Below are 11930 nucleotides of genomic sequence, written 5' to 3'. Positions count from 1 at the left end.
GGTGCCTGTGCGACCGCCGTCGGAGTGGCATCCTCCCCGTGTGACGGAACCAACGCACAGCGGCGAGGCCCACAGCGGTGCCCTGGCGGAGCGGCTGAACTGGCTGCGTGCCGCCGTGCTCGGCGCGAACGACGGCATCGTCTCCACCGCGGGCCTCGTCGTAGGTGTGGCCGGTGCGACGGACGACCGCTCGGCGCTGCTCACCGCCGGCCTCGCGGGGCTGCTCGCCGGGTCGATGTCGATGGCCGCCGGCGAGTACGTGTCCGTCTCCACCCAGCGGGACTCGGAGATGGCCGCCCTCGCCATGGAGCGGCGGGAACTGCGCGAGCAGCCGGAGGCCGAGCTGGAGGAGCTGACCGGGCTGCTCCAGGAGCGCGGGATGTCCCGCGAGGTGGCCCGGGAGGCGGCCGAGCAGCTGACGGAACGCGACGCGCTCAGGGCGCACGCGCGCGTGGAGCTCGGCATCGACCCCGACGCGCTCACGAACCCCTGGCACGCGGCGTGGGCCAGCTTCCTGTCGTTCACCGTGGGCGCGCTGCTGCCGCTGCTCGCGATCGTGCTGCCGCCCACCGACTGGCGGCTGTGGGTCACCGTGGTCTCGGTGCTGGCCGCCCTCTCCCTCACCGGTTGGTCCAGCGCACGACTGGGCGCGGCGGAGACGGGACGTGCGGTGCTGCGCAACGTTGTCGGTGGCGCACTGGCGATGGGCGTCACCTATGCGGCCGGAACACTGCTGGGAGCGGCCGGCGTTTAGCCGCGGGGGTGGGGCCGCGGGGCGCGCAGTGGCCTCCCTCGGGCCCTCGATGCGCGCCCCGCGCAGGTCACGGCGTACCGTGAAGTGCGCCCGACCACCCCCAGGGCGCGCCTCCCACCCCGCACGAGAAGGATCCTCGCCATGCGCGCCACCACCATCCACGCCCCGTACGACATGCGCGTGGAGGACGTGCCCGAGCCCGTGGTGCAGCTGCCCACCGACGCCGTGGTCCGGGTGCTGCGCGCCTGCATCTGCGGCAGCGACCTGTGGGCGTACCGCGGCGAGGCGGCCCGGCAGCCGGGGCAGCGGATCGGACACGAGTTCCTCGGCCTCGTCGAGGACACCGGCTCCGAGGTGGGCACCGTGAAGCGCGGCGACCTCGTGGTCGCGCCTTTCATGTGGTCCGACGGCGTCTGCGACTACTGCCGCGAGGGCCTTACGACCTCCTGCGAGCACGGCGGCTTCTGGGGCTCCGTCGGCCACGACGGCGGCCAGGGCGAGGCGGTACGCGTGCCGTTCGCCGACGGCACACTCGTGCAGCTGCCCAAGGAGGCCGCCTCCGACGACCACCTGCTGACCGCCCTGCTGACGCTCTCCGACGTGCTCGGCACCGGCCACCACGCGGCCCTCGGCGCGGGCGCCCGCCCGGGTGCCACGGTCGCCGTCGTCGGCGACGGAGCCGTCGGCCTCTGCGCGGTGCTCGCCGCCAGGCGGCTCGGCGCGGAGCGGATCATCGCGCTCGGCCGGCACGAGGTCCGCACCGACATCGCCCGCCGCTTCGGCGCCACCGACGTCGTCGCCGAGCGCGGAGACGCGGCCGTCGAGGCCGTCCGCGAACTCACCCGCGGACAGGGCGCACACGCGGTCGTCGAGGCCGTCGGTACCGAACAGTCAATGAATACGGCCGTCAACATCACCCGCGACGGCGGCGCCATCGGCTTCGTCGGCGTACCGCACGGCAGCGGCACCGGCCTCGACCTCGGCGTCATGTTCGACCGCAACATCGCGCTGCGCGGCGGCGTCGCACCGGTCCGCACCTACATCCCGGAGCTCCTGCCCGACGTACTGGACGGCACGATCGATCCCTCGCCGGTCTTCGACATGACGGTCGACGTCGAGGGCGTCCCGGACGGCTACAAGGCGATGGACGAGCGCACGGCACTCAAGGTGCTCGTCACCAATGGTTGATCATCAACTATTGACCACCAGGTATTGATGTCACGACCACCGGATCGGTAGCGGCAAGGCCGTCAACAATCCCGACACCACGACCACCACGCCCAGGGCCACGACCTCGGCACGCGCGGGGGAGTAGGCGGACAGCGGGTCGGCGGCGCGGCGCAGCCGGATCCGCGCCCACAGGGCGAGCACGGCGACGGCGGCCACGAGGAACACCTTGGCGAGCAGGGTGCGCCCGTAGGCCGTCGTCGTCAGCTGGTCCAGGATCGTCCCCGACGGCATACGGCGCAGCGCACTCCACACGCCGGTCGCGGTGATGAGGGCGAGCAGTACGGCCGCCACCCGCGCGTAGAGCCCGAGCAGGGCCGCGCCGGCCGCGCCGCCGGGCCGGTGCCGGAGCGTCCGCAGCGCGTGCAGCAGACCGCCCGCCCAGAGCGACGCGCAGGTCAGGTGCACCAGCGTCAGCCCGGACCCGAGCAGCGGGCTGTGCTCCGTTGCCGGATGGGCGCGCAACGCCTCGGCGACGATCACCGCGGCCACCGGCCACAGTTGGGTGGCGGGGCGGTGCGAACGGGCGCAGAGGGCGGCCGCGAGGAAGGCGTTGACCTCGACCAGCGCGAGCTTGCCGTCCCGCGAGTCGTAGAGGCCGCCGACGTCGATCTCGGCGAGGCCGTGCGGCACCAGGTTGCCCGTCGACACGACCGAGGCGAGCCCCAGGGCGGCGATGAGACCGGCGACGCCCGTGTACGGGGCCCAACTGCGCGGCACGTCATCGAGGGCTTCGGGCAGCGAACGGGCCAGACGGTTCACGAAGAGCTCGCCCACCGGGACGCACAGCGCGGCGAAGAGCACGGCCCGCAGCAGCGCGATACCGCCGACGCCGGGGGCGGCCGCCTCCCCGGTGCCGTGCAGCGCGGCGGAGGGGCCGAGGAGCGGTATCAGCGCGCCCAGCGCCGCCAGGACGAGGACGGCGACGGCCCGGCCCACACCGGGACGCCGTACGGGCCCGCTCGCGTCGGCCACCCCGGCCGTGGGTCTTATCAAGGTCACCTCAAGATCTTCACCAGCCGTCGCAGAACCGGGCAAGTGCAGTAAAACAACTGGGGGTACGGCATTCCGGCCGTAGGTACGTTTTTGGGCACCCCGTGACTCACCGCCACCGCGCCGGCTGTGATCCCCAGGGCACCGGCGGACGCGCCCAGTCGGCCGGCCCGCCCTCGAAGGAAACCGGTGGCAGTGCGTACCGCAGCCGCCCCAGCGCGCTGTCCGTCTCGCCGAGCCAGGGTTCGGGACCGTCGTACGAGAGCTCCCCGACCCCGCCCGTCCCCGTGCCGTTCACGAGCCACTGGGCCGTCCGGGCCAGCGCCATCCGCACGGACCGGCTGCCACCCTCGTCCACCTGCTCGGTCAACGCCCGCAGCACCGCGGCCGCCAGCAGATAGCCCGTCCCGTGGTCGAGAGCCTGCGCGGGCAGCGCGCCCGGCCGCTCCGCCGAGCCCTCCAGTGCGGCGATCCCGGTCGCCACCTGCACCAGGCTGTCGAAGCCCCGCCGCGCACCCCACGGCCCGTACGCGCCCCACGCCGACACCTGCGCCACGACCACGCCCGGCCGCCGTTCCGCGAGCGCCTCCGGCGACAGCCCGAACCGGTCCAGGGAGCCCGGCCGGTACCCGGTGACGACGACGTCCGCCGCCGCGAGCAGCTCCTCGAAGGCGCGCCGGTCGGCCACCAGGTCGAGGGTCGTGGACCGCTTCCCGAAGCCGGTGTCGGCGTGCTGGTCGGGGAGTTCGGGCAGGTGTGGGGAGTCCACCCGCAGTACGTCCGCCCCGAGCAGCGCGAGCGTGCGGGTGGCGACCGGGCCCGCGAGGACGCGGGTCAGGTCCAGGACGCGCAGACCAGCGGCGGGCAGCAGGGGAGACCCGTCGACCGGCGCGAGCACACGCGCGCGTGCGGAGTCGAGCCGCGCGCGCTCGACCAGCGGCCGGGCCGACACCGCGACCGCCTGCTCGTGCGCGGCCCACTCCTCGGGCGTCCGGAGCGCGACGGCCAGCCCGCCGGCCGCGTACACGGCCTCCTCGACGTCGAGCGCGGACCGCTCCGCGAGGGCCGCCTCGACGGCGCCCACGTCCTCCGGCACGCCCAACACGCCCAGCAGCCGGGCCCGGTGATGCGGATAGTTGGCGTGCGTCCGCACCCAGCCGTCGGCGGTCCGCCAGAACCGTGACAATGGCGCAAAGCCGACCGGCGCCCGCCCGTCGACCGTCAGCTGCCGCTCGCTGTGGAAGGCCGTGGCCACCGCCCCGTCGTCCACCCGCACCCCGGGCACCTCGGCGAGCCCGGCCCGCCGGGCCCCGAGCTCGGCGGCGGCCAGCGCACAGGCCCCGACACAGGCCCGCGCCAGCTCCCGTACGGGAAGGCACCCCTCAAGAGCGCCTTCCCGCACCACGGTCGACACCCGCGGGAGAAGGGCGGGATCGCCGCCCACCGCGGACCAAGCCAACTTGATTCGAGTCATTACTTCACTATGCAGTATTGACTGAATCAATATATGGAGGAGTCCAGTGCGGAAATCAGCTCTACTTCGTCACCGCGTCCAGCGCGTCCACAGTGCCCCAGCCGTAGAAGCCGTTGCGGTTCTTCGACCCCTCGCACACCGCGTCGACCTTGCCGTCGCCGTTGATGTCGTACGGATCCGTGCACGGCGTGGCGTCGGCCTCGGCGTACAGCAGGGCCTTCACCAGGGCCGCGGAGGCGTGCGGATGGGTTGACTTGATCAATGCGGCGACCGCCGCGACATGCGGCGAGGCCATCGACGTACCGGCCATGTAGCCCCACTTGCCGCCGGGGAGCGTGCCCAGGATCAGGCCGCTGGTGGCCGGCGGGGCCGGGGTCTGGTAGGCGGTCGCGTCGCCGCCCGGCGCGGCCACGTCGATGACGCCCAGGCCGTAGTTGGAGAAGGACGACTTGAGGCCCTTCGCACCGGTCGCCGCGACCGTCACCACACCCGGCAGCTGGGTCGGTATGTCGAAGCACTTCGACGGGTCGATCACCCGGTCCGAGGGCGTGCCGTCGTTCGGCGAGACCGGGTCGGTGATCTCGTCGGCGTTCAGGTCGTAGTTCTCGTTCCCGGCCGCCGCGACGTTGACCGTGCCCTTCCGCTCCGCGTACTGCGAGGCTCGGGTGATGGCGTCGACGAGCGCCTTCTGGTTCGGGTCGTCGGTGCAGTTGAAGTACCAGGGGTCGGTGTAATAGCTGTTGTTCGTCACGTCGACGCCGTGCTCGGCCGCCCACACGAAGCCGCACACCACGGCCTCGGTGTAGAAGTAACCGGCGGTCGTGGCCACCTTGATGCCGGAGACCTTCACCCCGGGCGCCACGCCGGTCATGCCGACACCGTTCTTCGCGGCGGCGATCTCGCCCGCCACGTGCGTGCCGTGCGGGCTCTCCCCGGTGGTCGGCCGCCAGGCGCCGTCCGTGGTGTCCGGCTTGCCCGACACGCAGTTGACCGACGCCTTGCGGTCGAAGTTCGGGGCGATGTCGGGGTGGGTGTCGTCGACGCCGGTGTCGATCACGCCGACGGTGACCTTCGGGCTGCCCAGGGCCACCTCGTGCGCCTTGTCCGCCTTGATGGCCGGCAGGTCCCACTGGAGGGGCTCCAACGGGTCCTGCCCGTCGGTGGCCTGAACATCCGTCACCTCGTCCGCGGTGAGCGCCTTCGGCGTGCCCACGTCGGTCGTCGACTGCGCGGGCAGCGGGGCGTTGCGCGTGTTGCCGGCCGACTGCACGCCCGGCACCTTGCGGATGATGAGGCCGAAGTCGGGGTTGGCCGAGTGGACGACGATCACGCCGATCTGGTCGTACGACGTCAGGATCGTGCCGCCGGCCTCGGCGATCGCCTTCTTGACGTGCGTCGAAGGGCCGTGCCCGGGGCGGACGTTGACGACATAGCTGAGCGAGGTCGCGTCCGCCGCAGCCGCGGTCGTGGTCGCGGAAGCGGGTTCCGCGGCCGACGCCGTGACGTTGGGCAGGAACGCGAGGGCCGTCGCCATCGCCATCCCGAGCGGGAGGGCGATGGCGCGACGGTGGCGCGGGTGAAGCGCGGTCATGTGTCTGTGTCTCCCTACTTCACCGCGCGCAGCGCGTTGACGATGCCGAAGCCGTAGAAGCCGTTGACCCGCTTGCCGCCCACGCAGGTGGCGTCCACGACGCCGTCCCCGTCACCGTCGTACGGGTCGGTCGGGCAGCCCGGGTTGTCCGCCTGCGCCTTCAGCAACGACTGCAACTGGGCCGGAGTCGCCCACGGGTGCGTGGACTTCAGCAGCGCGGCGACGGCCGCGACGTGCGGCGAGGCCATCGAGGTGCCCTGGAGGAAGCCGTACTCGTTGTTCGGCAGGGTGGACAGGATGCGGCCGTTCTTCGACGGCGTGTCCGGGATCTTGTACTTGTCGCCGCCCGGCGCCGCGACGTCGATCACGCCCTTGCCGTAGCTGGAGTAGTACGACTTGGCGCCCGTGACACCGACCGCGCTCACCGTCACGACACCCGGCAGCTGCGTCGGCACGTCGAAGCACTCGTGCGGGTCGACCGTCCGCGTCACCGGCGTCGAGTCGTCCGGGCTGGAGTCGTCGACGAGGGCGTCGGAGTCGAGGTCGTCGTTGGAGTTGCCGGCCGCGGCGACATTGAGCGTGCCCTTGCTCTGGGCGTACAGCTGGGCCCTGTTGACCGAATCAACGATGGCACGTTGATCGGGGTCATCCATGCAGTTGTACAGCCACGGGTCAACGTAGTAGCTGTTGTTGGTCACCTCGACGCCGTGGTCGGCGGCGAAGACGAAGGCGCACACGACGCTCTCCGGGAAGAACAGCACGCTCGCGTCCGGCTGCGCCACGGTGATGCTCGCGACCTTCACGCCGGGCGCGACGCCGGCGACGCCGATGCCGTTGCGGGCCGCGGCGATCTCGCCCGCCACATGCGTGCCGTGGTAGTGCTCGCCGTCGTTCACCGGCCGCCAGGAGCCGTACGTGGTGTCCGCCTTGCCGCTCACGCAGTTCGCGGACTGCGAGGCGGAGAAGTTGGGCGCGATGTCCGGGTGGGTGTCGTCGACGCCGGTGTCGATCACGGCGACGGTCACCTTCTTGCTGCCCGGGTCGATCTGGGCGGCCTTGTCGGCGCCGATCGCCCTGAGGTCCCACTGGTCGGCCTCCAGCGGCTCCTCCCCGGCCGCCGAACTCTTCGCGAGCTGCGCGACCTCCGCCTTGGAGAGGTACTGCACCCCGCCCTCGTCCGTCGTCCCGGCGGCCGTCACCGGCGCGGTCCGCGAGGCACCCGCCGACTGCACGCCGCGCACCTTGCGTATCTGTGCGGCGAAACCGGGGTCCGTCGAGTGGACGACGATCACGCCGATCCGGTCGTACGACACCACGACGGAACCACCGGCCGCCTTGATCGCCTTCTTGACCGACTCGATCGTGCGGTGGTCCGTCTTCGTGTTGACGAGATAGGCAAAGGTGTCCGCGTCGGCCGCCGTGGTGGCGGACTCCGCGCGCGGAGCGGCCTGCGCCGCCGCCGGCAGGAAGCCGAGCGAGGCCGTCAGGGAGAGCACGACGGGTACGGCGAGGGCGAGCCGGCGTCTGGAACGCAGATGAGCCATGGGGTCTCCACATCATCCGGAAACGAAAACCGCCCGAGACACAGGTGGTGCTCGGGCAGGTACATGACTGGCGGTACAGGCCCGAAGCTATCCCCCGAAGTCGCTGGTCAGCAATGAGTTCCCCATGGCGAGTTCGGAAAAGGGTCAAGGGTGTTGAACCTGCCCTCGCGTGGCGCCGTGACCTTGGGCAGGGAGCGCGAGCACGATCGAGGCCCCCTGATCGCAAACGAGGAACAGAGCCGCCATGTCCGTCGTACCGAACCCGTCCCCGACTCCGGAACAGCCGCCGTCCGCAGTCGCAACAGCATCCGCAACGCGAGGAGACTCCGTGGCCACCGAGACACCGCCACCCTCGAAATCCCCAGTCCAACTCCCCTCCACCGAGGAGTTCGAAGCGGTGCAGGAGAGCGCGGAGTTCGGTGAACTGCGCCGCTCCTACCGCTCCTTCGCCTTCCCGCTCACGGTCGGCTTCATCACCTGGTACCTGCTGTACGTCCTGCTCTCCAACTACGCGGACGACTTCATGGGCACCAAGCTGTTCGGCAACATCAACGTGGCCATGGTCCTGGGCCTCGCCCAGTTCCTGACCACCTTCCTCATCGCCTGGTGGTACTCGCGGCACGCCGCCGCGCAGCTCGACCCCAAGGCCGAGGCCATCAAGTCCCGGATGGAGGGCGGCGAATGAGCCCCGCGATCACCTTCGCGGCCGGTGAGGCCAGCGAGCACCGGCCACTGATCATCACCCTGTTCTCGATCTTCGTGGTCGCGACGCTGGTCATCACCGTCTGGGCCGGCCGCCAGACCAAGGACGCCGCCGACTTCTACGCGGGCGGCCGCCAGTTCACCGGCTTCCAGAACGGCCTCGCCGTCTCCGGCGACTACATGTCCGCCGCGTCCTTCCTCGGCATCGCCGGCGCCATCGCCCTCTTCGGCTACGACGGCTTCCTGTACTCCATCGGCTTCCTGGTCGCCTGGCTGGTCGCCCTGCTCCTGGTCGCCGAGCCGCTGCGCAACTCCGGCCGCTACACCATGGGTGACGTGCTGGCGTACCGCATGCGCCAGCGCCCGGTCCGCACGGCGGCCGGCACCTCCACCATCGTCGTCTCGATCTTCTACCTGCTGGCGCAGATGGCGGGCGCGGGCGTCCTGGTCTCCCTGCTGCTCGGCATCACCTCCGACGGCGGCAAGATCGGCATCGTTGCCCTGGTCGGCGTACTGATGATCGTGTACGTCACCATCGGCGGCATGAAGGGCACCACCTGGGTCCAGATGGTCAAGGCGGTCCTGCTGATCGCGGGCGCCCTGCTGCTGACCTTCCTGGTCCTGCTGAAGTTCAACTTCAACGTCTCCGACCTGCTCGGCTCGGCCGCCGACAACAGCGGCAAGGGCGCGGCCTTCCTGGAGCCCGGCCTGAAGTACGGCGCCACGGGCACCACCAAGCTGGACTTCATCTCCCTCGGCATCGCCCTGGTCCTGGGCACCGCGGGCCTGCCGCACATCCTGATCCGCTTCTACACGGTGCCCACCGCCAAGGCCGCCCGTAAGTCCGTCATCTGGGCCATCGGCCTGATCGGCGCCTTCTACCTGATGACCCTCGCCCTCGGCTTCGGCGCAGCGGCGCTGATCAAGCCGGACGAGATCATCGCCTCCAACAAGGCGGGCAACACCGCCGCGCCACTCCTCGCCCTCCATCTGGGCGGCGTCGACTCCAACTGGGGCGCGATCCTGCTCGCCACCATCTCGGCGGTCGCCTTCGCCACGATCCTCGCGGTCGTCGCGGGCCTCACCCTCGCCTCGTCCTCGTCGTTCGCGCACGACATCTACGCGAACGTCATCAAGCGGGGCCAGGCCACCGAGAAGCAGGAGATCGGCGCGGCCCGCTGGGCCACCGTCGGCATCGGCGCGGTCTCCATCCTGCTCGGCGCCCTCGCCCGCGACCTGAACGTCGCCGGCCTGGTCGCCCTCGCCTTCGCGGTCGCCGCCTCCGCCAACCTGCCGACGATCCTCTACAGCCTCTTCTGGAAGCGGTTCACCACCGGCGGGGCCCTGTGGTCGATCTACGGCGGCCTGGTCACCGCGGTCGGCCTGGTGCTGTTCTCGCCGGTCGTCTCCGGCAAGCCGACCTCGATGTTCCCCGACGTCGACTTCCACTGGTTCCCGCTGGAGAACCCGGGCATCATCTCGATCCCGGTCGGCTTCCTGCTGGGCGTCCTGGGCACCTACCTGTCCAAGGAAGAGCCTGACAAGGGCAAGTACGCGGAGCTGGAGGTCCGGTCCCTGACCGGCACCGGAGCCCACTGACGACCCCCTGGTACGCCCTCTGAGCGGCCGCGTCGTAGATCCCTACGACGCGGCCGCGTCGTACCTCGTGGGATCGGGCCGCTGTCGATGTCGGTCCGGTCACGTAGGCTCGCAAGTGACGGAAAACGATTGATCCACGCTGATCCGCTACGAGGGAGGGGGCCCACGTGCTCATCGACACATACGGCCGAGTGGCCACCGACCTGAGGGTTTCGCTGACCGACCGGTGCAACCTCCGGTGTACGTACTGCATGCCCGAGGAGGGCCTGCAGTGGCTGGCCAAGCCCGACCTGCTCACGGACGACGAGATCGTCCGCCTGATCGACATCGCCGTCACCTCCCTCGGCATCGAGGAGGTCCGCTTCACCGGCGGTGAGCCGCTGCTGCGCCCGGGCCTGGTCGGCATCGTGGAGCGCGTCGCGGCCCTGTCCCCGCGCCCCCAGATGTCGCTCACCACGAACGGCATCGGCCTCAAGCGCACCGCGACGGCCCTCAAGGCGGCGGGCCTGGACCGGGTGAACGTCTCCCTGGACACCCTCCGCCCGGACGTCTTCAAGACCCTCACCCGCCGGGACCGTCACCAGGACGTCCTCGACGGCCTCCAGGCCGCCCGCGACGCGGGCCTGACCCCCGTCAAGGTCAACTCGGTCCTGATGCCGGGCCTGAACGACGACGAGGCCCCGGACCTCCTGGCCTGGGCGGTGGAGCACGAGTACGAACTGCGCTTCATCGAGCAGATGCCCCTGGACGCCCAGCACGGCTGGAAGCGCGACGGCATGGTGACGGCGGGCGACATCCTGACGTCCCTGCGCACCCGCTTCGACCTCACCGCCGAAGGCGCGGGGGAGCGCGGCTCGGCCCCGGCGGAGCGCTGGCTGGTGGACGGCGGCCCCCACCGCGTCGGCGTCATCGCCTCGGTCACCCGCCCGTTCTGCGCGGCCTGCGACCGCACCCGCCTCACCGCGGACGGCCAGATACGCACCTGCCTCTTCGCGCAGGAGGAGACGGACCTCCGCGCCGCCCTCCGCTCCGACGCCCCCGACGAGGAGATCGCCCGCATCTGGCGCCTGGCGATGTGGGGCAAGAAGGCGGGCGCGGGCCTGGACGACCCGACGTTCGTACAGCCGACGAGGCCGATGTCGGCGATCGGCGGCTAGCCCTCCTCGGCTGCCCGCCACTCCTCGAACTTCACGACGTCCTTCAGGAACCCCCGTACGCCCAAGAACTGCGACAGATGCTCCCGATGCTCCTCGCACGCGAGCCACGTCTTGCGCCGCTCCGGCGTGTGCACCTTCGGGTTGTTCCACACCAACACCCACACGGCATCGGCACGGCAGCCCTTGGCGGAGCAGACAGGGGTCTCGTCACTCACAGATTCGTCTCACAAGCGCGCTGAACAACGGCCACAAAAGGCGACGCCGAGCAGCCACGGGGGGAGCTGCCCGGCGTCGGTCTGTCGCTCCGACGGGGGATGCGGAGCGCTTAGGAAGTATGTCACGGGTAGCCCGCCGCATGGCACTAGAACGGCATGATCAGTTCTGAGCTTCTTTTGAGGTTGGCGTGTAGCGCGGATTCCGTTTGTCGCCCGTCCGCGCCGGTCACGCCTGCTCGCGCGGCTCGCTTCGTGCGCCCGTCGCGGCCTCTCCCGGGACATCTTCCGGGACCGATTCCGTGAAACCGTCGTTCGTCCGCGGCGGCGCGATCATCGGCCGCATCGGAACCGTCACGAAGGTCGACGGAAGCGACGGCGCGTTCTCCCGCCCCGCGTTCGCGATCACCACGGCGATGTACGGCAGAACCAGTCCGAGGACCAGCGCAACGATCGCGACATGCCGTTCGACGTTCCACAGCGAGGCCGCGAGGATCACCGACACCGTACGGATCGACATCGAGATGACGTACCGCCGCTGCCGCCCGCGCACGTCCTCGTCGAGGCTGGTGCGCGCTCCGGTGATCCGGAACACCTGGCCGTTGCCGCCGCCGTGCTGCTTCCGCATCACATTCCACCATCCGCCCGCATCGGCCCCGCCCCGCCCCGTACACGGT

At 71.0% G+C, this 11930-nt stretch carries 11 protein-coding genes; 5 read left to right on the top strand and 6 right to left on the bottom strand.

Features of this window, described 5'->3' with window-relative positions; genetic code table 11:
- Positions 1-40: 40 nt before the first annotated feature.
- Together ACQEWB_RS11080 and ACQEWB_RS11075 are read left to right on the top strand one after the other, a co-directional pair.
- Positions 41-754: a VIT1/CCC1 transporter family protein gene (locus tag ACQEWB_RS11080; RefSeq protein WP_432829605.1), complete on the top strand. Its 714-nt coding sequence runs from the start codon at positions 41-43 to the stop codon at positions 752-754.
- 141 nt (positions 755-895) lie between these two features.
- Positions 896-1942 (top strand): zinc-dependent alcohol dehydrogenase family protein, encoded by a 1047-nt coding sequence (locus tag ACQEWB_RS11075; protein WP_432829603.1) that lies wholly within the window; start codon positions 896-898, stop codon positions 1940-1942.
- A gap of 30 nt (positions 1943-1972) precedes the next feature.
- On the opposite strand, the gene ACQEWB_RS11070 is transcribed toward ACQEWB_RS11075, so the two are convergent.
- The 4 genes from ACQEWB_RS11070 to ACQEWB_RS11055 all read right to left on the bottom strand — a co-directional run bounded on the left by ACQEWB_RS11070 (position 1973) and on the right by ACQEWB_RS11055 (position 7583).
- Positions 1973-2983: a CopD family protein gene (locus tag ACQEWB_RS11070; RefSeq protein ID WP_432829601.1), complete on the bottom strand. Its 1011-nt coding sequence runs from the start codon at positions 2981-2983 to the stop codon at positions 1973-1975.
- 100 nt (positions 2984-3083) lie between these two features.
- The gene (locus tag ACQEWB_RS11065; RefSeq protein ID WP_432829599.1) at positions 3084-4448 is read right to left on the bottom strand and encodes a CoA transferase; all 1365 of its coding nucleotides are present in this window, start codon (positions 4446-4448) and stop codon (positions 3084-3086) included.
- Positions 4449-4509: 61 nt separating this feature from the next.
- Entirely contained in the window at positions 4510-6039 is a 1530-nt protein-coding gene (locus ACQEWB_RS11060; protein ID WP_432829597.1) for a S8 family peptidase, read from the bottom strand.
- 14 nt (positions 6040-6053) lie between these two features.
- The gene (locus tag ACQEWB_RS11055) at positions 6054-7583 is read right to left on the bottom strand and encodes a S8 family serine peptidase (RefSeq protein ID WP_432829595.1); all 1530 of its coding nucleotides are present in this window, start codon (positions 7581-7583) and stop codon (positions 6054-6056) included.
- A 328-nt stretch (positions 7584-7911) separates the two neighbouring features.
- Between ACQEWB_RS11055 and ACQEWB_RS11050 the strand changes: the two genes are divergently transcribed.
- The 3 genes from ACQEWB_RS11050 (at position 7912) to moaA (ending at position 11041) form a co-directional block, all read left to right on the top strand.
- Positions 7912-8268, top strand: a complete 357-nt coding sequence (locus tag ACQEWB_RS11050) for a DUF485 domain-containing protein (RefSeq protein WP_432829593.1) — start codon at positions 7912-7914, stop codon at positions 8266-8268.
- Positions 8265-9884 carry a solute symporter family protein gene (locus tag ACQEWB_RS11045; RefSeq protein ID WP_432829591.1) on the top strand — a complete coding sequence of 540 codons (1620 nt, stop codon included), beginning with the start codon at positions 8265-8267 and terminating at the stop codon, positions 9882-9884. The genes ACQEWB_RS11050 and ACQEWB_RS11045 overlap by 4 nt, the downstream gene beginning before the upstream one ends.
- 167 nt (positions 9885-10051) lie before the next feature.
- The gene (moaA, locus tag ACQEWB_RS11040; RefSeq protein ID WP_432829589.1) at positions 10052-11041 is read left to right on the top strand and encodes a GTP 3',8-cyclase MoaA; all 990 of its coding nucleotides are present in this window, start codon (positions 10052-10054) and stop codon (positions 11039-11041) included.
- Here the strand turns inward: moaA and ACQEWB_RS11035 are convergent.
- Together ACQEWB_RS11035 and ACQEWB_RS11030 are read right to left on the bottom strand one after the other, a co-directional pair.
- Positions 11038-11256, bottom strand: coding sequence for a hypothetical protein (locus ACQEWB_RS11035; RefSeq protein WP_432829586.1), 219 nt, complete (start codon positions 11254-11256; stop codon positions 11038-11040). The genes moaA and ACQEWB_RS11035 overlap by 4 nt on opposite strands.
- A gap of 226 nt (positions 11257-11482) precedes the next feature.
- A complete protein-coding gene (locus ACQEWB_RS11030) occupies positions 11483-11881 on the bottom strand; it encodes a DUF3099 domain-containing protein (RefSeq protein WP_432829584.1) in 399 nt (132 codons plus the stop codon).
- Between the last annotated feature and the right edge of the window lie 49 nt (positions 11882-11930).

This window comes from Streptomyces sp. CA-249302 (genome assembly GCF_050936785.1).
Lineage (GTDB): Bacteria > Actinomycetota > Actinomycetes > Streptomycetales > Streptomycetaceae > Streptomyces.
This window is presented reverse-complemented; position numbering and strand designations above follow the sequence as displayed.

What these genes read in the sequence shown, in the direction of transcription:
- ACQEWB_RS11075 (WP_432829603.1), top strand. Translation starts at nt 896, where the DNA reads ATGCGCGCCACCACCATCCACGCCCCGTACGACATGCGCGTGGAGGAC.
- ACQEWB_RS11065 (WP_432829599.1), bottom strand. Translation starts at nt 4,448, where the DNA reads ATGACTCGAATCAAGTTGGCTTGGTCCGCGGTGGGCGGCGATCCCGCC.
- ACQEWB_RS11060 (WP_432829597.1), bottom strand. Translation starts at nt 6,039, where the DNA reads ATGACCGCGCTTCACCCGCGCCACCGTCGCGCCATCGCCCTCCCGCTC.
- ACQEWB_RS11055 (WP_432829595.1), bottom strand. Translation starts at nt 7,583, where the DNA reads ATGGCTCATCTGCGTTCCAGACGCCGGCTCGCCCTCGCCGTACCCGTC.
- ACQEWB_RS11045 (WP_432829591.1), top strand. Translation starts at nt 8,265, where the DNA reads ATGAGCCCCGCGATCACCTTCGCGGCCGGTGAGGCCAGCGAGCACCGG.
- ACQEWB_RS11030 (WP_432829584.1), bottom strand. Translation starts at nt 11,881, where the DNA reads ATGCGGAAGCAGCACGGCGGCGGCAACGGCCAGGTGTTCCGGATCACC.